General features: G+C 67.9%; 15 protein-coding genes. 11 read left to right on the top strand and 4 right to left on the bottom strand.

Features of this window, described 5'->3' with window-relative positions; all coding sequences use genetic code 11:
- The first annotated feature begins 4 nt into the window (after nt 1-4).
- A complete protein-coding gene (locus ACEN9H_RS12065; protein WP_413674927.1) occupies nt 5-1,213 on the top strand; it encodes a M24 family metallopeptidase in 1,209 nt (402 codons plus the stop codon).
- On the opposite strand, the gene ACEN9H_RS12060 is transcribed toward ACEN9H_RS12065, so the two are convergent.
- Nucleotides 1,167-2,150, bottom strand: coding sequence for an alpha/beta hydrolase fold domain-containing protein (locus ACEN9H_RS12060; protein WP_413674926.1), 984 nt, complete (start codon nt 2,148-2,150; stop codon nt 1,167-1,169). The two genes, ACEN9H_RS12065 and ACEN9H_RS12060, sit on opposite strands and share 47 nt — an antisense overlap.
- A 177-nt stretch (nt 2,151-2,327) precedes the next feature.
- On the opposite strand from ACEN9H_RS12060, the gene ACEN9H_RS12055 reads away from it, so the two are divergent.
- From ACEN9H_RS12055 to ACEN9H_RS12010, 10 genes are all read left to right on the top strand, one after another.
- Nucleotides 2,328-3,731, top strand: coding sequence for a glycoside hydrolase family 105 protein (locus tag ACEN9H_RS12055; protein ID WP_371769375.1), 1,404 nt, complete (start codon nt 2,328-2,330; stop codon nt 3,729-3,731).
- A gap of 25 nt (nt 3,732-3,756) precedes the next feature.
- Nucleotides 3,757-4,974 carry a DUF4861 family protein gene (locus tag ACEN9H_RS12050; RefSeq protein ID WP_413674925.1) on the top strand — a complete coding sequence of 406 codons (1,218 nt, stop codon included), beginning with the start codon at nt 3,757-3,759 and terminating at the stop codon, nt 4,972-4,974.
- Between the two features lie 219 nt (nt 4,975-5,193).
- Nucleotides 5,194-7,908 (top strand): TonB-dependent receptor plug domain-containing protein, encoded by a 2,715-nt coding sequence (locus ACEN9H_RS12045; RefSeq protein WP_413674924.1) that lies wholly within the window; start codon nt 5,194-5,196, stop codon nt 7,906-7,908.
- 5 nt (nt 7,909-7,913) lie between these two features.
- Nucleotides 7,914-8,699, top strand: a complete 786-nt coding sequence (locus ACEN9H_RS12040; RefSeq protein WP_413342842.1) for a rhamnogalacturonan acetylesterase — start codon at nt 7,914-7,916, stop codon at nt 8,697-8,699.
- On the top strand, nt 8,696-11,302 hold the full coding sequence (locus tag ACEN9H_RS12035; protein ID WP_413674923.1) for a pectinesterase family protein: 2,607 nt from the start codon (nt 8,696-8,698) through the stop codon (nt 11,300-11,302). The genes ACEN9H_RS12040 and ACEN9H_RS12035 overlap by 4 nt, the downstream gene beginning before the upstream one ends.
- A 14-nt stretch (nt 11,303-11,316) precedes the next feature.
- Nucleotides 11,317-13,167, top strand: a complete 1,851-nt coding sequence (locus tag ACEN9H_RS12030) for a glycoside hydrolase family 28 protein (RefSeq protein WP_413343652.1) — start codon at nt 11,317-11,319, stop codon at nt 13,165-13,167.
- Between the two features lie 184 nt (nt 13,168-13,351).
- The gene (locus tag ACEN9H_RS12025) at nt 13,352-14,362 is read left to right on the top strand and encodes a transporter (RefSeq protein ID WP_413675575.1); all 1,011 of its coding nucleotides are present in this window, start codon (nt 13,352-13,354) and stop codon (nt 14,360-14,362) included.
- 238 nt (nt 14,363-14,600) lie between these two features.
- Nucleotides 14,601-15,659 (top strand): UDP-glucose--hexose-1-phosphate uridylyltransferase, encoded by a 1,059-nt coding sequence (locus ACEN9H_RS12020; RefSeq protein WP_413674922.1) that lies wholly within the window; start codon nt 14,601-14,603, stop codon nt 15,657-15,659.
- A 1-nt stretch (nt 15,660) separates the two neighbouring features.
- Complete coding sequence (gene galK / locus ACEN9H_RS12015; protein WP_413674921.1) at nt 15,661-16,824, top strand: galactokinase; 1,164 nt, start codon at nt 15,661-15,663, stop codon at nt 16,822-16,824.
- Complete coding sequence (locus tag ACEN9H_RS12010) at nt 16,821-17,819, top strand: aldo/keto reductase (RefSeq protein ID WP_056125260.1); 999 nt, start codon at nt 16,821-16,823, stop codon at nt 17,817-17,819. Before galK ends, ACEN9H_RS12010 begins: the two co-directional genes overlap by 4 nt.
- 95 nt (nt 17,820-17,914) lie before the next feature.
- Here the strand turns inward: ACEN9H_RS12010 and ACEN9H_RS12005 are convergent, their stop codons facing one another.
- The 3 genes from ACEN9H_RS12005 to ACEN9H_RS11995 form a co-directional block, all read right to left on the bottom strand.
- Nucleotides 17,915-18,697, bottom strand: a complete 783-nt coding sequence (locus ACEN9H_RS12005) for an SDR family NAD(P)-dependent oxidoreductase (protein ID WP_371769383.1) — start codon at nt 18,695-18,697, stop codon at nt 17,915-17,917.
- A gap of 193 nt (nt 18,698-18,890) precedes the next feature.
- A complete protein-coding gene (locus ACEN9H_RS12000; protein WP_413674920.1) occupies nt 18,891-20,138 on the bottom strand; it encodes a b-glycosidase in 1,248 nt (415 codons plus the stop codon).
- A gap of 78 nt (nt 20,139-20,216) precedes the next feature.
- Complete coding sequence (locus ACEN9H_RS11995; protein WP_413674919.1) at nt 20,217-21,146, bottom strand: bile acid:sodium symporter family protein; 930 nt, start codon at nt 21,144-21,146, stop codon at nt 20,217-20,219.
- Nucleotides 21,147-21,194: the final 48 nt, after the last annotated feature.

Raw genomic sequence — 21,194 nt, 5'->3', positions numbered from 1 at the left:
AAACATGAACATTGGTGGCACCGACAAACAGGCGGCGCTCGACGCCTTGCGCGACATGACCGCGGGCGCCGTGCCCATCGCGCTGGCCGAGCACCGGTCGCGCATCGAACGTGCGCAGGCCTTCATGGCGGCGCAAGGCATCGACGCCGTCTATCTCAACGCCGGCAGCAACCTGACTTATTTCACGGGCACGAAGTGGAGTCCCAGCGAACGCATGGTGGGCGCCATCCTGCCGGCGCAGGGTGACCTCGTCTACATCGCCCCCGCGTTCGAGGAAAGCACGATCCGCGGTTTCATGGTCGTCGAAGGCGACATCGCCGTCTGGGACGAGCACGAGCGCCCCGCCGCGCGCCTGCGCGCCGCGCTGGAGCAGCGCGGCATCGGGGCCGGCAGCGTGCTCGCCATCGACGACAGCACGCCGCTGTTCCTGTTCGACGCGATGCGCGCCGCGACCGATGGCTACACCTTGCGGAATGCGCACCCGGTCACGTCGCACTGCCGCAGCCGCAAGTCGGACGCGGAAATCGCGCTGATCCAGCGCGCGATGGACATGACGATGGCCGTGCACGTGGCGGCGGCGTCGATCCTGCACGAAGGGATCACGACGAAGGAAGTGGAAGAATTCATCCACCTCGCGCACCGCAAGGTCGGCGCGAGCGGCTCCTATTTCTGCATCGTGCTGTTCGGCGAGGCGACCGCGTACCCGCACGGCGTGAGCTATGTGCAGACCCTGCGACGGGGCGACACGGTGCTGATCGACACGGGCTGCAAGGTCCACAACTACATCTCCGACATCACGCGCACGTACGTGTTCGGCGAGCCGACCGAGCGCCAGCGCTTCGTGTGGAATGCGGAACAGGCGGCGCAGCGGGCGGCGTTCGACGCGGCCCAACCGGGCGTGCCGTGCGAAGAGGTCGACAAGGCCGCGCGCCGCTCGCTCGAGGCGAACGGCTTCGGTCCCGGCTACAAGCTGCCCGGCCTGCCGCACCGCACGGGCCACGGCATCGGCCTCGACATCCACGAAGGCCCCTACCTCGTCGGCGGCGAAACCCGCGCGCTGGAGCCGGGGATGTGCTTCTCGAACGAGCCGATGATCTGCGTGCCGGGCGAATTCGGCGTGCGCCTGGAAGATCACTTCTACATGACGGCGAGCGGACCGAAGTGGTTCACGCAGCCGGCGGCGAGCCTGGAGTATCCGTTCGGGGCGGGATGACCTCCTTCAGGAACGCATCCGCCGCCTCCACCGTCGGCGCCAGCCACGGATCGAACAGCCAAAAGCTGTGGGGCGTGTCGGGCACGGGCACGACCCGGTTCGGCACGCCCATTGCCCGCAGTCGTTCGGTCATCTCGTCCCGCCCCAGGCTGAAACGCCGCTGCGCGCTGACGATGAACAGCACGGGTGGCGTGCCCGCCTTGACGTGATACAGCGGCGACGCATCGCGCCACAGCGCCGCCTTCTCCGCATAGCGGCCGCCGAACCACGCGCCGGCGGATGACGGCTGCTTCGCCGGGTCGTCTTCGTATTTGCGGGCTTCTTCCGACGTGAAATCCGACAGGCCGTCGATGTTCACGATCGCCTGCACGTCGCTCGCCCCGTTGCCTCCGTCCGGATCGAAGCGCGATTCTCCGTTCGTCACGCCCGTCAGCGCCGCGATCTGGCCGCCGGCCGAGCCGCCCGCGATGGCGATCCGGCCCGGATCGATGCCGTAGTCCGACGCGTGCGCGCGCACCCAGCGCACGGCTGCCTTCGCGTCGTGGATCGCGGCCGGGTAAGGCGCTTCCGGCGACAGGCGATAGCTGATGGTGGCCGCCACATAGCCCCGCTCCGCCATGCGGATCGCCATCGGCGCGAAGTTCGCGCGCACGCCCGCGCGCCAGCCGCCGCCGTGCACGAAGACGATGGCCGGGCGCGGCGCCCTGCCCGCCGCCGCGGGCAGGTACAGGTCCAGTTTCAGGTCGTGTGCACCACGGCGTACATAGGTGACGTCGGTGACGGCCCGCACGGCCGGCGGCACGGCGCGGCTCGCGATGCGGATGAACGGATAGCGAGCCGCCAGCTTCGCGTACGTCGTCTCGGCCGTGTAGCTCTCCGGTGCGGGCGGCTTCACGGGCTGCGCCGCGCATGCGGCCAGCAGCAACGCCGTACCCATCCAACATATCGTCCTGCGCATCCTGGCCTCCGCCTCGTCGTGGGACGGCCAGTATGCCACCCAACAACACACCCCGGCTAGTCCACCTTGCAAAAGTGGCCAGACCAACCTAGAATGGTCTGGCCAAATAAAGGACGGAAAACGTCCACCATATAAAAAACGACCGGAGACTACACGGTGCCGCCAATCAGATTGCTCGCCTTCCTGGCCGCTTTCGCGTGCCTTGCCGCCCCTGCGCATGCCGAGGGGCCTTATCGCAACCCAGACAACAAGAACCCGAACGACACGGCCGAAGGCACGTATCCGGTGCCGTATAAGAAGCCGGTCGTCGCCGAGATCGCGGCGTCGCTGCAGCGCATCCGCGGCTATGTCGACAGCCAGACGCCGACACGTATCGTGCACAAGGGCAGCGGTGCGCCCGTCACGGATTTCCGCACGCCTGTCGCCGACGCCGTCGTCGACAAGGGTGACGCCGATTTCGGCCTGCAGGCCTACGAGATGGGCGTCGTGCATGCCGGCCTGCTGAAGGCCACGGCCGCCACGGGCGACAAGCGCTATGCCGCCCTCACGCAGCGCCACCTGCAATTCTTCGCCGACCGCCTCCCCTACTTCCGTGCGCAGGAGCAGCGCTTCCACCTCGAGCGCGCCAACAGCTTCGCGCACTTCCTCGATCCGCGCGCGCTCGACGACGCCGGCTCCATGTGCGCCGCGATGATGCGTGCGCGCCAGGCCGGCATCGGCCCCGATCTCGCCGCGCAGATCAAGGTGTGCGGCGACTGGGTGGCGAAGCGCCAGTTCCGCCTGCCGGACGGCACCCTCGCGCGCCAGCGCCCGCAGGCCGTGTCGCTGTGGGCCGACGACATGTACATGGGGATCCCCGCGCTGGCGGAACTGGGCCGCATGACGGGCGACCGCGCGTACTTCGACGACGCCGTGAAGAACGTCCTGCAGATGACGGACTACCTGTTCGATCCGCAGCGCAACCTGTACACGCACGGCTGGAACGCCAACAATCCCGACGCCCCGCGCTTCTACTGGGCGCGCGCGAACGGCTGGGCCGTGCTGGCGATGTCGGACGTCCTCGACGTGCTGCCGAAGGACCACCCGGGCTATCCGAAGGTGATGGCGCAGCTGAAGAAGACGCTGCGCGGCGTCGCCGAGCGCCAGTCCGGCGCGGGCCTGTGGCACCAGATGGTCGACCGCGACGATTCGTACCTGGAGACGTCGGCCAGCGCCATGTTCGTGTACGTGCTCGCGCACGCCGTCAACGAAGGCTGGATCAGCCCGACGACGTACGGCTCGATCGCGCAGGCCGGCTGGAACGCGCTGTCCGCGCGCATCGACGCCCAGGGCCGCGTGGAAGGCACATGCGTGGGCACGACGTTCGCGAGCGACCAGGTCTATTACTACAACCGCCCCACCAGCACGACGGCGATGCACGGCTACGGTCCGATGCTGCTGGCCGGCGCGGAGATGATCCGGCTGCTGAACAACCCGGCGATCGACATCCAGTTCCGCGTCCGCACGTATCACTATGTGCCGAAGGACGGCGGGCAGACCAGCTACCGCGAACATCCCTGACACCCCTGCGATGAAAGCCCCGACCATGCAAGCGAAAACGATGTTTTGCGCCGCAGGCCTCGTGCTGTCCGCGAGCGCCGGCGCTGCCGACCGCCTCACCGTCACCGTGACCCACGACCTCGACGCCGCGCGTCCTTCCGAAACGATCGTCGTCCCGTGGCAGGACGTGAACGCGGCGCTGCCCGGCGCGCTGATCCAGCGCCTCGTCGTGAAGGATGCGGCCGGCCACGTGTTGCCCTACCAGGTGACGAACGTGGCGCCGCTGGCCAAGGACCCGCACGGTGTCGGCGCGGCGTACGGCGAACTGCTGTTCCAGCACGACTTCAAGCCCGGCGAAAAGACGGCGACGTTCGTCGTCGAAAAGAGCGACACGCTCACGCCGCCGTTCGCACCGAAGGCGTTCGCGCGCTACGTGCCCGAACGGCTCGATGATTTCGCGTGGGAAAACGACGTCATCGGCCACCGCACCTACGGCCCCGCCCTCGCCGCACCGGCCGCGCCGGGCAGCGGCAAGGAAGTGCTGGAGACGAGCGGCCTCGATATCTGGTTCAAGCGCGTCGACTACCCCATCGTGGACCGCTGGTACAACAAGGGTCACGACCATTACCACAAGGACGAAGGCGAAGGCATGGACATGTACAACGTCGGCCGCTCGCGCGGGGCCGGCGGTACGGGCGTGTGGGACGGCAAACAGCTTTACACGAGCAGCAACTGGGCCGGCTGGAAGGTCCTGGCCAATGGCCCGATCCGCGCCGTGTTCGAGTTGTCGTACGCCGCGTGGAATGCCGCCGGTACCCAGGTGACGGAAACCAAGCGCTTCACCGTCGATGCCGGCCGCCAGCTCGACCAGATCGACAGCACGTTCACGTTCGGCGGACCGTCCGCGCTGACGGTGGCCGTCGGCCTGAACAGGACGCCTTCGGACAAGAAGCAGGAAGCGCGCATCGCGCTCGTGAAAGACGATGCGAACCACGCGCTGCTGCAATGGGTCGAGCAGGCGTCGAACGGCGCGTTCGGCACGGCCGTCGTGCTGCCCACGGCGACCGGCTTCGCGCAGGACGCCCTGAACGACCTCGTGCTGGCCCGCGTGGAATCGGGCAAGCCGCTGCGCTACTGGGTCGGCGCCGCGTGGGACCGCGCCGGCCGCATCACGTCCAGGGCGGCGTGGCAGGCCTACGTGGCGGCCGAGGCCAAGCGTGCGGCGCACCCCGTCCGCATCGCGCTGAAAGCCGCCGCAAACTGAGATCAGTCATCGTATGTGTTGCTTTTCCAGCACACACTCGCCATAATCTGGTCTGGCCACATTGATCTTGTGGTCAGACCAATCTAGAATGAATTCAAACACAGAGCCGCATGCATGCGGTTCGACCTCGCCAGGCTGGTTTTGTAAGAAGCAACCATCGACGCCGCTCCCCCCTGCGGACGCCGACACGTCATCGACATAAAAACAGGAGACAGCTTCATGAAATACCCCCGCAGCACCCCGCCCCGCCATTTCGTCATGTCCTCGATCGCGCTCGCGGTCCTCTCGCTCGCCCAGCAGGCGCAGGCACAGCAAAGCGACGCGCCGATCCAGCGCGTCGAGGTCACCGGTTCCAGCATCAAGCGCATCGCCACCGAGGAAGCCCTGCCCGTCACGACGATCAAGGCCGAGGAACTGGTCAAGCAGGGCATGACCACGCTGGCCGACGTGATGATGGCGCTGCCGCAGTCGGCGTCGCTGCAGCCGTCCAACGCCGGCTCGGGCACCAACATCAACCTGCGCGGCCTGGGCGTGAACCGCACCCTCGTGCTGCTGAACGGCCGCCGCCTCGCCAACGAGGCCATCGCCGACGGCTACGCGAACCTCGACGTCATCCCGATCAGCGCGCTGCAACGCGTGGAAATCCTGCGCGACGGCGCGTCGTCGATCTACGGTTCGGACGCGATCGGCGGCGTCGTCAACTTCATCACCAAGCGCGAAGTCGAGGGCGGCAACGTCACCGTGCAGCTCGTGCAGCCGCAGCGCCGCGGCGGCGGCGACGAGCAGCGCATCCAGGCCACGTTCGGCAAGGGCAACCTCGCGCGCGACGGCTGGAACATCTACGGCACCGTCGACTTCCACCAGCGCAGCCGCCTGAAGCTGTCGGACCGCACCGGCTTCATTCCGGACGACGCGGCGATGGCGGCGATCGGCCTGCCGCGCAGCGCCGCCTCCGGCGGGTACGCGACACCCGCCAACTTCACGAGTTCGGCCAACAAGAACGCCGCCAACCCGTATTACGCGAGCGGCTGCCTGAGTCCCTACTCGGTCCAGGGCGCGAAGAACACGTGCGTACTGGACGACGACACCTATGGCTCGGCCCTGCATCCGAACAAACAGCTGACGATGTACGCGCGAGCGACCAAGCGCATCGACGCCGACAACACCGTTACCGTCGAATACACCCGCGGCGACGAATCGATCTTCGGCTACAAGAACCCGACGCAGGCGGTCGCCGTCGGGAGCGCGAAGGCGATCCTGCCATCGACCAGCAAATGGTATCCGGGCGGCAGCGGCGGGGTGCCGGCCGTCGCCGGCATCACCAACCAGCCGCTGACCGTGTCCTGGGCGGTGGCCGACGGCGGACCGGCCGTGACCCGCGACAACCAGATCAACCAGCGGCTGCTGGTGTCCGCCGACGGCCACGTCGGCACCTGGGACTACCGGGCCGGCATGAGCTACGGGCTGTCCCAGCGCAAGGGCTATTTCCAGTCGGGCTACTACTCGGGCATCGGCCTGATCAACGGCCTGGCGAACGGCACGCTGAACCCGTTCGGCCTGCAGGACCAGGCGGGCCGCGACTATCTCGACTCGATCGCCGCGGACGGCATGCAGAACCGCAGCTCGAAGAGCTCTTACTATGGCATCGACGGCAACATCAGCAAATCGCTGATGGCCCTCGCCGGCGGCGACCTCGCGATCGCGATCGGCACCGACATCCACCGCGATACCAACGAAGACACCAAGCTGGGGCCGGCCGCCGACATCACCTATGCCAAGGTCGTCCCGGCGCACGGGGAAAGCGCACGCAACATCATCGGCGTGTACAGCGAGGTGGACGCCCCGGTCACCAAGACCCTGACGCTGAACGGCGCCGTGCGGGTCGACAAATACAGCGACGTCGGCTCGACCGTCACGCCGAAGATCAGCTTCCGCTGGCAGCCGACCAGGACGCTCATGTTCCGGGGCTCGGCCAACACGGGCTTCCGCGCGCCGACACTGTTCGACCGCTACGGCTACCGCACCACCGTCGCCAACACGACGACGGCGGGACGCTGGGACGATCCGGTCCTGTGCCCGGGCCCGTCCATCACCATGCCGGGTACCGGCACGGCGGTGCCCGGCGTGGATGCCGCCGATGTCTGCAACGCCAAGTTGAACAAGCTGACCGGTTCGAACTCGCAGCTGAAGCCGGAACGCTCCAAGGGAGGCACGCTGGGCGTCGTGTTCGAACCGTCCCGCTCGTTCACCGCGTCGCTCGACTACTGGCAGGTCAACATGAAGGACATGCTGGCCAACCTGCCGGAGACCGTCTACTTCACGAACTACGCCGACTACAAGAACCTGTTCGTGCGTAATGCGGACGGCTCGCTCGCCTACATCAACAACACGACGATGAACCTGGGTGGCCAGATCGCGGGCGGCGTCGACGTGTCGGCCCACTGGGAGATCGCGCGCAACCGCTTCGGAACGTTCGGCGCCGCCATCGACGGCACCTACCTGACCCGCTTCGACAACCAGCTCGTGCCGAACGGCCCGTGGATGTCCAACGTCGGCCAGTTCGGCTGGGCCAGCAACGGCACCACGTCGAGCTACCCGATCATCACGTTCCGCTGGAAGCACAACCTGCGCCTGTCGTGGCAGAGCGGCGATTACTCGGCGCAGCTGACGAACAACTTCAACAGCCATTACCGCGACGCCAACACCGCCGTCACGTCGGCGTACTACCGCGACATCCCGTCGTTCTCGACGTGGAACCTGACCGGCTCGATCCGCGTGCAGAAGCAGGTGCGCATCACGGCCGGCGTCACGAACCTGTTCGACAAGGCCCCGCCCATCACCAACAACACGATCTACAGCAGCGGTTACCTGAGCAGCGTCGCGAATCCGATCGGTCGCTCGTGGAACCTGCGCGTCAGCTACGATTTCGAGTAATCGCAATGCAAGCGACACGACTGAAACGTATCGTCCTGGCCAGCCTCATCCTGGCCGGCCAGGCCAGCGCCGCCGACGCGACTATCCGCGTGATCCTCGTCGGCGACTCCACGATGGCCACGAAGAGCGGCTACGGCGACGCATTCTGCGCGCGCTTCACGCCGGACGTCACTTGCGTGAACCTCGCACGGGGCGGCCGCAGTACCAGCAGCTTCCGCGCCGAGGGCCGCTGGGACGAAGTCCAGCGCATGCTGAAGGACGGCGCGTCGTTCAAGGCCACCTACGTGCTCGTGCAGTTCGGCCACAACGACCAGCCGGGCAAGCCGGGGCGCTCGACCGACCTCGTCACCCAGTTCCCCGTCAACATGGCGCGCTATGCGCGGGAGACGCGCGACCTGGGCGGCGTGCCGGTGCTCGTCACGCCGCTGACCCGGCGCACGTTCAAGGGCGCGTATCTCGGCAATGACCTGGCGCCGTGGGCCGAGGCGACTCGGCGCGCGGCCGCCCAGGAACACGCCGTGCTGCTGGACCTGAACCGGGACAGCGTGGCCGCCGTCCAGGCCATGGGCCAGGATGAAGCGGATACGCTGGCGGTCGTTCCGCGTCCGCCGGGCTACGGGATGCCTGTGGATCCGAACAAGGTCGAACCGGCCGGCGCCGCGAAGACGGCGTTCGACCGCACGCACCTCGGCACCAGGGGCGCCGATTTCTTTGCGCGGATGGTCGAGCGCGAGCTGGTGACGGCGCGGCCGGAGACGGCTGCCTACTTCAGGGACGGGGGCAAGCGTTGAGGCGCTTCGCCCTGCTCGCCTGCGCGCTCGCCGGCGCGCAGGCGCACGCACAGGACACGCGCGCCGTGCGCGAGCCGGTCGTCCCGCCGGCCTGCGCGGTCCTGATCGGCGCGACCACGAACACGGGCCGCGACGATGCCGCGCGCATCCAGGCGGCCATCGACAAGTGCGCGCCCGGCCACGCCGTGGTGCTCGCGGCCAGTAACGACAAGCGCAGCTTCGTGGCCGGGCCACTGCAACTGCGCGACGGCGTCACACTGCTCGTCGACAAAGGCGCCACCCTGTACGCCAGCACGGACCCGCGCCTGTTCGACCGTGGCGCCGGCACGTGCGGCACGAACGATGCATCGGGCCGCGGCTGCCGGCCTTTCATCCTGCTCGACGGCGTGCGCGGCGCCGGCATCATGGGCACCGGCACCATCGACGGCCAGGGCGGACAGCGCATCGCCGGCAAGGACGAGACCTGGTGGCAGATCGCCCGCCGCGCGCAAAAGGAGAAGACCCGCCAGAACGTGCCGCGCCTGATCCAGGCCGACAAGGCGCGCGACGTCACCCTGTACCGCATCACGCTGAAAAATTCCCCGAACTTCCACGTCACGCTGAACAACGTGGACGGCTTCACCGCGTGGGGCGTCGTCATCGACACGCCCCACGACGCGCGCAACACGGACGGCATCGACCCGATCTCGTCGCGCAACGTGACCATCGCGCACAGCATCATCCGCACCGGCGACGACAACGTGGCGATCAAGGCCGGCGGCAACGGGCCGACCGAGAACGTCTCGATCCTGCACAACCGCTTCTACAGCGGCCACGGCATGTCCATCGGCAGCGAGACGAACGGCGGCGTGCGCCGCGTCCTCGTCGACGACCTGGCGATGGACGGGACCACGTCCGGCCTGCGTATCAAGAGCAACGACATGCGCGGCGGGCGGGTGGATGGCATCGTCTACCGCGACGTGTGCCTGCGCGGCATCCGGTCTCCCATCGAGATCACGACGCATTACGAACAGCCGGCGCAACCGGGTGCGCTCATCCCCGACTACGCCGCCATCCGCATGGAGCGGGTGCGCAGCACGACCCCGGGGCGCATCCTGCTGCAGGGATATGACGAGGCGCATCCGCTCGTGCTGGACTTGAAGGACGTGGCGACCGCCGCCGGGTCGGACATCAAACAGGAACATGCGCGCGTGCAGGGCGCGTTCGGCGCCGAGGCCGATTGCGCCGGGCGGTTCCTGCCGTTTCCCGAGCCGGCGGTCCGTTCCATGCGCCCGCAGCTGACGGCCGGGCAGGCGCGCGCCTACGACTACCGCGAGGTGCTGAAGTACGTGGGCCCCGTCGGCAACGAACGCATCGAGCCGTGGGATCCGCTGGCCGATCCGCTCGCGACCGGCGCGCCACTGCATGCCGACTACTCGGTCGATGCGCGCGCACCGGCGGACGGAACAACCCGTTTCGCCACCGTGCAGGCGGCCGTCGACCGCGCCGTGGCGGCGGGCGGTACGCGCCGCGTCGTCATCCGCATCGCCCCCGGCACGTACCAGGAACTCGTCTATGTGCCGCCGGGCGCCCCGCCGATCACCCTGGATGGCGCCGGCGCCGACCCGCAGGCCGTGCGCATCAGCGCCGCGCTGGACGCCTCGACGACGGGCGCCGCCTACCGCAGCCGCTACGCCGCCGAATTCGAGCACGCGGCGCCAGGTGTGCGGGCGATGGTCGACGCGCTGAAGGATTTGCCCGCCCTGCAGACGACGGGCTCCGCGACCGTGTGGGTGCGCGCGGACGGCTTCCAGGCCCGCAACCTGACGATCGAGAACGCGTACAACCGCGACGGTGCCGTCGCGCATGCGGAGTGCAAAGGCGACAACTGCCCCGACACGACGGGCGGCAGCCGCGTGCACCACCAGGCCGTCGCGCTGCGCGTCGACGGCGCCGACAAGGCGCAGTTCGAGCGCGTGCGCCTGCTCGGCCTGCAGGACACGCTGTTCCTCAGCTCGCAGGACGGCACGGCAACGGTGCGCAGCTTTTTCCACGACACGCACATCGAAGGCGACGTCGACTTCATCTTCGGCGACACCATCGCGGTCTTCAAGGACTGCGCCATCCACGCCATCGGCGGCCGCGCCGCGTCGTACGTGGCCGCGCCGGACACGAACCGCCGCGCGAAGTACGGTTTCGTGTTCGACGGCTGCCGCTTCACGAGCGATGCGCCGGGCGCGGCGAACACGCAGTTCTACTTTGCCCGCCAATGGTTCCATAACGAGCGCTGCACGCCGTACGGCTTCATCCCCGTCGAGGGCTATACGTGCCGGCTGGGCGACGTGGACGTGTACAAGGCGCCGAACGGCACGATCCGCCGGCGCACGCTGGGGACGGTCGGCAAGGCCGTGATCCTGCGCTCGCGCATCGGCCCGCATTTCGAGAAGACGACGCCGTGGTCGGAATGGAACCGCAACGGCACGCTGGCGCACCGCCCCGCGCAATTCAGCTCGGACGATTACTGGGACAACCTGGCCGGCACGCCGTTCGCACCGCCAGGCCAACGGCCCGTCCCCGCCGACGTCTACCTCGGCGAATACGATAACGCAAATGAGTACCCTTGAATGACGGAGACACCATGAAGCAATCATTCGACGCCCGCCGCGGCTTTTTGAAAACCGCGACCGTCGCCGGTCTCGCGCTGTCGGGGCCCGGACGGGCGCTGGCGGCGGCCGTTCCCGATCCGTGGAAGGCAGCGGCCGGCATCGCGCAGCGCCTCGCCAACCCCGTCAAGTTCCGCAAGGCGGAGTATCTCGTCACCGATTTCGGCGCCGCGCCATGCAAGCTCGTGCCCGTGAAGGCGTGGGTGTCGTTCGAGGACCAGGCCGACCTGCCGACGCCCGCGCCGGGCGCGCACGACTGCTACGCCGCGTTCCGGGCGGCCATCGAGAAATGCCACGCCGGGGGCGGCGGCCGCGTCGTGATCCCGAAGGGCGACTGGTTCTGCGCGGGCCCGATCGTGCTGCTGTCGAACGTGAACGTGCACCTCGCGAGCGGCGCGCACGTCTATTTCAGCAACGATCCGGCCGACTACGCGAAATACGGCGACGTCGACTGCGGCCCGAACGGCAAGCTGGTCGTCTCGCGCTGGCAGAGCAACGACTGCCTGAACTATTCGCCCATGATCTATGCGCGCAACCAGGACAACATCGCCCTCACCGGCGACGACTGGACGGCCATCCTCGACGGCCAGGGCGGCGTGCCGTTCCCCGGCCGCGCCGACTGCTGGTGGACGTGGAAGGGCAAGAACGCGACGATCAACTCGGTCGCCCAGGACAAGTCGCCGAACTACGTGCCCGGCAAGCTGGCGCAGAACCAGGTCAATGAACTGAATCCGAAGTCGCTGGCCGACGTGGCGCCGAATCTGCCGGAGGAAAAACGCCGGCTGATCCAGGGCGAAGGCGACAAGTGGCGCGCGGACGACGCGTACCTGCCCGCGCTGTCGGAAGCGGGCGTGCCCTTGGCGAAGCGCGTGTTCGGCGTGGGCCACTACCTGCGTCCGCCGATGATCCAGCTGATCGGGTGCACGAACGTGCTGCTGGAAGGCTACCAGGTCATCCAAACGCCGTTCTGGCAGCACCATCCGGTCGCGTGCCGCAATCTCACGATCCGCAAGGTCCACGCGAACAGCCTGGGGCCGAACAGCGACGGTTTCGATCCGGAAGCGTGCGACACGGTGCTCGTGGAAGGCTGCCAGTTCAACACGGGCGATGACTGCATCGCCATCAAGGCGGGCAAGAACCTCGACACGCAGTACGGCCCGTCGCAGAACATCGTCATCCAGAAATGCACGATGCAGAGCGGCCACGGCGCCGTCACGCTGGGCAGCGAGATGGCGGGCGGCATCCAGAACGTGTACGCGCAGGACCTCGTGTTCGAGAACATGAACTGGGCGACGAACCCGCTGAACACGGCGATCCGCCTGAAGACCAACATGAACCGCGGCGGCTTCCTGCGCAATTTTTATGTCCGCAACGTGAGCATCCCGAACGGCGTGCAGACGTCGCCGTCGTTCTATGCGTCACTGCCGGGTTCTCCGATCGCATCGAGGACGGTCGCCACGGCCGCCGGCGCCGTCGTCACGTTCGATTGCGACTACACGCCGCGCGCCGACAACGTGCGCGTGCGCCCGCCCGAGGTGCGCAACGTGCACATCTCGAAGGTCAGGGTGGGCAACGTGAAGACGAAGGACGGGTCGCTCGCGTCGTGCTTCCAGGCGTTCGTCATCCTCGGTCCGGTGGCGTCCGACTACAACGGGCCGGCGCCGGCGCCGGCCGTGCTGCCGGTGCGCGACGTGACGATCACGGACTGCGACTTCGGCACGCCCGTCAACGCGGCGCATCCGTGGTACACATATAACGTGCGGGGGCTGAAGCTGGCGAACGTCATGATCGGCGGGAAGCGGTACGACACGACCTTGTCCGCTTGACCGTCGCAGATGAACCGTCATTCCCGCGCACGCGGGAATCCATACTGACCATCAGATTTCCATAACAATGCTTCTGGCGCACAGCATCCGAATTCGATGAATCAGCATGGGTTCCCGCCTTCGCGGGAACGACGGTGCGGGATGCTCTACAATGCCGTCACCTCTGGCTTGCATGGGATGGATGATGGCGACACCGGCGTTCAACTACGGCTCCGACGTGACGGGGCTGGTCTGGGGCTTCCTGTTGCAGGACGCCGCGCAAGCGGTGTCCGTCGACGCGAAGGACGCCGAGACCTGGTTGCACGCCCCCGTCCCCGGGCAGTTCGTCTGGCTGCACTTCAACCTGTCGAATGCGGCCAGCGAGCGCTGGCTGCGCGCCCACGCCGGCCTGCCCGAGGAATTCTACGAGACGCTGCACCAGGGCTCGCGCTCCACCCGCATCGAAATGGCGGACGGCGCCCTGATCGCCGTCGTCAACGACGTCCTGCATAATTTTTCGGTCGATACGGCCGAGATCTCCACGCTGTGGGTCCACGTGACGCCGCACGGCGTGATCACGGCCCGGCGCAAGCCGCTGGAATCCATCGAGCGCCTGCGCCAGGATGTGCTGAACGGGGCGCCGCTGCGGTCGAGCGTCGAGCTGCTGGTGCATTTGCTGCGCGACCAGGCCGACGTCCTCGTCAACATCGTGCGCGATGCCGTGGCGCGGGTCGACACCGCCGAGGACCAGCTGCTGGCCGGCCGCCTCACGCGCCGGCGCGAAGACCTGGGCGCGCTGCGGCGGGTGCTCGTCCGGCTGCAGCGGCTGCTGGCGCCGGAACCGGCCGCCCTCTTCCGCCTGCTGCAGCGTCCTCCGTCCTGGGTGGCGCCGGAAGACCGCCAGGAACTGCGCCAGTCGACCGAGGAATTCACGGTCGTGCTGTCCGACCTGGCCGCGCTGCATGAACGGATCAAACTGCTGCAGGAAGAGATCGCGGCCCGGGTCAACGAGGACAATAACCGCAGCCTGTTCCTGCTGACCATCGTGACGGTGATGGCCCTCCCGATCAACCTGATCGCAGGCCTGCTGGGCATGAACGTGGGCGGCGTGCCGCTGTCCCAGCATCCGCACGGTTTCTGGCTCGTGCTGGGATTCACCGCCCTCGTGACGGGCGCCATCGCCTGGCTGTTGCTTCGATTGCAACGACCGCATTGAGCCTTTGCCATATAAAAACAGGATATTTGCCCTTGCATTGGGTATAACTCCTTTCCCGGCATCACGTTAAGCTTCTTGCCTCAGGAAAAGCCCGCACGCCTGTGCAGACGTGCGCGGCGCGACCGACGGTAGAATGGCCCCAGACACCGGCGCCAGCCTCTGCTTCCACCGGTATGCGCGCCGCGCCGCCCGGCCGCGGCTTTTCGAGCATCCTATTTCCGAATCGCAGAAGAAGACCATGTTCAATCCATCCGACCATCCGCACCGCCGTTACAACCCGCTGCAAGGCGACTGGGTCCTCGTGTCGCCGCACCGCGCCAAGCGTCCGTGGCAGGGGCAGCAGGAAGCCGTCGACCGCTCCGCCAGGCCGTCGCACGACCCGACCTGCTACCTGTGCCCGGGCAATACCCGCGTCAACGGCGAAAAGAACCCCGACTACACGGGCACCTATGTGTTCGAGAACGACTTCGCCGCGCTGATGCCGGACACCCCGGAAGCCGCCGAGGGCGCCGACCCGCTGTTCCAGACGATGAGCGCGCGCGGCACGAGCCGCGTGATCTGCTTCTCGCCGGACCATGCGAAATCGCTGCCGCAACTGTCGCTGCCCGCGCTGGAAGGCGTCGTCGACACGTGGTGCGCGCAGGCCGCCGAGCTGGGCGCCAAGTACCGCTGGGTCCAGGTGTTCGAGAACAAGGGCGCCGTGATGGGCTGCTCGAACCCGCACCCGCACGGCCAGATCTGGGCGACGAGCTATGTCCCGAACCTGCCGGCCGCCGAAGACCGCCAGCAGAAGGCCTACCACGCCGAACAGGGCCGCCGCCTGCTGCTGGACGTGGCCGAGCGCGAGATCGCCGCGCAGGAACGCGTGGTCGTCCAGACCGAACACTGGGTCGCCATCGTCCCGTACTGGGCCGCGTGGCCGTTCGAGACGCTGGTCCTGCCCCGCTTCGCCGTGCGCCGCCTGGAAGAGCTGCAGCCGGCCCAGCGCGCCGACCTGGCCGTGCTGCTGAAGCGCCTGACCACCCGCTACGACAACCTGTTCCAGACCTCGTTCCCGTATTCGATGGGCTGGCACGGCGCACCGTACGGTATTCCGGACGAAGACGCGGAAGGCTGGCAGCTGCACGCCCACTTCTACCCACCGCTGCTCCGCTCCGCGTCGGTGCGCAAGTTCATGGTCGGCTTCGAGATGCTGGCCGAAGCCCAGCGCGACCTGACCCCGGAACAGGCGGCCGAACGCCTGCGCGCGCAATCCGAAGTGCACTACCTCGACACCGAATCCAACCAAACGACCTGACATGCAAGATACCCGTCTCTCCCGCACCGCCGCCGCCTTCGAAACCGCATTCGGCGCCGCCCCCACGCTGTTCGTCCAGGCCCCGGGCCGCGTCAACCTGATCGGCGAGCACACCGATTACAACGACGGCCTCGTGCTCCCCTGCGCCATCGACTACCGCACCGCCATCGCCGCCAAGCCGCGCAGCGACCGCAAGGTGCGCGTCGTGGCGGCCGACTACGGCGACGCGCTCGACGAATACGATCTCGACGCCCCCATCGGCCGCGTGGACCAGCCGATGTGGGCCAACTACGTGCGCGGCGTCGTGGAGCAGTTCGTCAAGCGCGGCCTGCCCATGCAGGGCATGGACATGGCCATCGCGGGCGACGTGCCGCAGGGAGCGGGCCTGTCGTCGTCGGCCTCGCTGTCGGTCGCCGTGGGCCGCCTGTTCGCGACCCTGCCCGGCTTCGAGGCGCTGTCGCCGATCGACATCGCGCTGATCGCGCAGGCGTCGGAAAACGACTTCGTCGGCACCAAGTGCGGCAACATGGACCAGATCAGTTCCGCCTGCGGCGTCGAAGGCCACGCGCTGATGATCGACTGCCGCTCGCTGGAGGTGAAGCCGGTGCCGGTGCCGGACAACGCCGCCATCATGATCTTCAATTCGAACGTGACGCGCGGCCTCGTGGACAGCGCCTACAACGTGCGCCGCGAGCAGTGCGAAGCGGCCGCCCGCCACTTCGGCATCCCGGCCCTGCGCGACCTCGACCTGGCCACGCTGGAAGCCCGCGCGGGCGAACTGGACCCCGTCGTGCTGCGCCGTGCGCGCCACGTGGTGACGGAAGACGACCGCGTGCTGGCCGCCGCCGACGCACTGCAGGCCGGCGACCTGGAACGCCTGGGCGAGCTGATGGCCGCATCGCACGCGTCGATGCGCGACGATTTCGAGATCACCGTGCCCGCCATCGACAACCTCGTCGAGATCGTCAAGAACGTGATCGGCACCCAGGGCGGCGTGCGCATGACGGGCGGCGGTTTCGGCGGCTGCGTGGTGGCGGTCGTGCCGCACGCGCTGGTCGACGCGTCCCGTGCCGCCGTCGAGCGCGAATACCGCTCGCCGGACGGCAAGCCGGCCACGATCTACGTCTGCAAGCCGGCCGCCGGCGCGGGCAAAGTCAATCCATGATGTACGAGGCGGCGGCCGGACGCTATGGTTCGATGCCCTACCCGCATTGCGGCCGCAGCGGCCTGCGGCTGTCCGCCGTGTCGCTGGGGTTGTGGCACAACTTCGGCGGCAATGACGATTTCGATCGCCAGCGCTGGATCGTGCGCGCGGCGTTCGACAACGGCGTCACGTGCTTCGACCTCGCCAACAACTATGGCCCGCCGCCCGGGTCGGCCGAGGAAAACTTCGGCCGCCTGCTCGCGCGGGACCTGAAGCCGTACCGCGACGAAATGGTCGTGTGCACGAAGGCCGGCTACACGATGTGGCCCGGACCGTACGGCGACTGGGGCAGCCGCAAATACCTCGTCGCGAGCCTGGACCAGAGCCTCAGGCGCATGGGCCTGGACTACGTCGACATCTTCTATCACCACCGCCCCGATCCCGCCACGCCGCTCGAAGAGACGATGGCGGCACTGGATTACATCGTGCGCAGCGGCCGCGCGCTGTACGCCGGCATCTCGAACTACAACGGCGAACGCACGGCGGCCGCCGCGGCGGAACTGCGCCGCCTGGGCACGCCGTTCGTGATCCACCAGATGCGCTACAACATGCTGGTGCGCCAGCCGGAGGCGGACCTGCTCCCTGTGCTGGAGCGCGAAGGCATCGGCGGCATCGCCTTTTCCCCGCTGGCGCAAGGCCTTCTCACCGACCGCTATCTCGGCGGCGCGCTGCCGGCCGACTCGCGCGCGGCGGGCAAGGTCGGCTTCCTCAAGCCGGAGCACATCACGCCGGAGCGCCTGCGCATGATCGAGGCGCTGAACCAGGTCGCGCAGGCGGGCGGGCGCACGCTCGCGCAGCTCGCGCTGGGTTGGGTAAGGCGCCAGCCTTCGATTGCCTCCGTGCTGATCGGCGCGAGCAGGCCGCAGCAGGTGCTGGATGCCGTGCGCGCGGTGGAGATGGCGCCGCTCGCGGGCGACGAGATCGCGGCGGTCGAAGCGATCCTGGCATCGCAATAAAAAAAACGGCGCGCCGCCGCAGGACGGCGCGCCGGGGGTAACGACAGGACGGCACCGCCGTACCGTCCCGGCTTCCTGAAAGCGGTGCGCGGCGGCTAGTGGAAGGTGAAGCCGCCATCCACGTTGACCGACTGGCCGGTCACGTTGTCCATCGTGGCGAGAAAGAGTGCCATGCGGCCCATGTCCTCGGGTGTCTGGGCGCGGCCCTGCGGGATGAGCGTGAGCTGGTGGCGCGCCCAGGAATCCTCGACCGACTCTCCCTCCTGCTTCCATTCGTCGGCGAGACGATCCCACATATAGGTGCGTACGACGCCCGGACAGATGGCGTTCACCGTGATACCCTCCTGCGCCACTTCCTTGGCCAGCGCGTTCGTGAACCCCACCACCGCGAACTTCGACGCGCTGTAGTGCGCGAGATTGGGAAAGCCTTCCTTGCCCGCGATCGAGGCGACGTTGATGATGCGGCCCCACCCCTGCCCCCGCATCGGCGCCAGCGCGGCCCGGCATCCCAGGAACGTACCCTTGGCGTTGACGTCCATGACGACGTCCCAGTCCTTCTCCGCCAGGTCCGCCACCGGGCGGATGCTGATGACCCCTGCGCAGTTGACGAGGATGCCCAGCGCGCCGAACGCCGCGACGGCCTCGTCGACCATGGCCTGCACCTGTGTGGCGTCGGTGACGTCCACGCGCCGGGTGAGCGCGCGCCGGCCCAGCGCCCTGACTTCGTCGGCCGTCGCCTGCATGGCATCCTCCAGCAGGTCGGCAATCAGCACGTCGGCCCCGGCGCGCGCAAGTTCCAGCACGATCCCCTTGCCGATCCCGCGCGCGCCGCCCGTCACGATGGCCGAGCGGCCGGCCAGCGGCAGTAAATTCGACATATCCGTCTCCTCATTGTTGGTTGGTCCCGAACGATGTTGCCGCCGGGCTGAACGCAACTAGCGTGCCAGTGCCGGCACGGACGGGCTATCAGGGGGGAAACGGAGAAAGGCGGACCGCGCGTGCGACAGGTGTCGCAGCACCATCCGTATCGCGGCCGACAGGTGTCTCGGCCGACGCATCAGCACCGGTTCCTCAGCACCAGTTCTTATCCGGCTTCATGTCGAGGCGCTGCGCCGCGTCGACCACGTCCTGCAGTTCCACCGGGTCGCTGAACGGGTCTTCGTCCAGCGCGGTGACGCGGTTCAGCTCCTTCTGCCAGCGCCGCAACTCGTCGACATACGCCTGGTCGGGCACCCGTTCCAGGTCGCCGTCTTGCGGGACGAGGTCGTGGATCCCGTTGTGCACCCACTCGCCGGTATGCCAGTCCGGCATGTCGATGCCGGGGAACAGGCAGATCCCCTGCAGGTCGATCCCGCGGCGCACCGCGGCCAGCGATTCGCACATCACGTCGTGCAGCCAGCTCGCGCGCCCGCGACCGAGGCCGCTCGTCTCGCCGATGATCATCGGCCGGCGATAGCGCTGCCAGACCGTCTCCAGCATGTCGCACAGCGGCGCGATGCGGTCGTCGTCCGGCGCCAGCGGCGCGTGCGGGCCGTGCTCGCGGTATTCCATCTGCCCGAACGAATACGAGTTCGCGCCGACGATGTCCAGCACCTCGGGCGCACCGCCGAATTCGGGATGCTCGCGGCCGTACAGGATGTCCCACGCGAGGAAGGTATCGACTTCCGTTTCGCGGCGTGCGGCCTCGGCCTGGTCGGGACGGTCGCGCGGCGCCACGACGCGCACCAGCGGATCCACATGCACCATGCGCGCGTCCGGATCGACTTCGCGGATCGCCTTCACGCCCGCGATCGCGGCGCGGCACAGCGCCAGCCGCAGCCGCATCCGGTCATCGCGCGTGCAGCGGTACGGCGCCGCCCAGCCCCATTCGCCGGCGCAGAACGAGAAAAACGTGATCTCGTTGATGGGCGTGAAAAAGTGCGGGCCGCGCACCTTCGGCACCACATACTCGGCCGCGGCGCGGCAGTACGCGGCGAAGCGGTCGACGAACGCATCGACGTACGGATCGAGATCGTCCGGGTAGCCGTAGTGGCACAGGTCCCAGACCGGAATGACCTTGGCCGCGTTCAGCGCGGCGATGTACGGATCGAGGCCGGAAAAATCGTAGCGGCCGCCCTTGTCCACCATCGGCCACGGGATGCCCTCGCGGGCGACGGCGATGCCGAGGCCGGCCAGCCGCGCGTAGTCGTCGCCGGCATGGCGGTCATGCCCCGTTTCCGCCACCAGGTTGCGGCGCACGCGCTCCTTCCCCCACAGGAAGGTGGAGCATTCGAAACCGGACAGGAAAAAAGTGGGAAAGATTCCAGGGCGCTGTGCCACGCGGCTCTCCTTTCGATGCTCGGGCGGAGCCGAGTATAGCCTGGACTCGAAAACCGGCCGTGCACGCTTGCCGCAGGACTACTTGTCGTCCTTGCGGGCAAACCACGTCGCCAGCGCGGACCCCGACAGGTTGTGCCACACGCTGAACAACGCGCTCGGCACGGCCGCCAGCGGGCTGAAATGGGCCGCAGCCAGCGCGGCGCCGAGGCCGGAATTCTGCATGCCCGTCTCGAACATCACGGCCTTGCGCTTGGCGAGGTCCATGCCGAACAGCCGCGCGAACAGATAGCCGAGCGCGAAGCCCAGCAGGTTGTGCAGGATGACGGCGGCGAACATCAGCAGGCCGTTCGTCAGCAGCTTGCTCTGGTTCAGCGCGACGATGATGGCGATGATCAGCACGATCGCCACCGTGGACACGAGCGGCAGCGCCTTCACGCTGGCCGCCGCCTGGCGGCGGAACAGCGTCTTCGCCACGATGCCCAGCGCGATCGGCACGATCACCACCTGCACGATGTCCATGAACAGCGACGTCGTATTAATCTGCATCCAAGCGCCCGCCAGCAGCGACACGAGCGCCGGCGTGGCGAATGGCGCGATCAGCGTGGACACCGCGCCGATCGACACGCCGAGCGCCACGTCGCCGCGCGCCAGGAACGTCATCACGTTGGACGCGGTGCCGCTCGGGCAGCAGCCGACGAGGATCACGCCGACCGCGATCTCCGGCGGCAGGCGCAGCGCGACGGCGAGCACGTACGCGATGCCGGGCATGATGAGGTAATGCCCGACGACGCCGATGGCCACGTCCTTCGGCCGGCGGAACACGTCGCGGAAGTCTTCCGTGGACAACGTGAGCCCCATGCCGAACATGACGATGCCCAGCAGCGGCGCGATCCCGGCTTTATAGCCGACGAACAGGTGCGGCGCGAAGAAGCCGAGGGCCGCGAACAGGAGCACCCACAACGAGAAGGTCTTGCCGACGAAGGCGCTGGCTTTTTCAATGGCGTTCACGCGGATGGGCTCCTGGTCTGATGAGACCGACATTATATGTCCGCACCC

The sequence above is a fragment of the Massilia cellulosiltytica genome (assembly GCF_047325105.1).
Taxonomy (GTDB): Bacteria; Pseudomonadota; Gammaproteobacteria; order Burkholderiales; family Burkholderiaceae_D; genus Telluria; species Telluria orientalis.
This window is presented reverse-complemented; position numbering and strand designations above follow the sequence as displayed.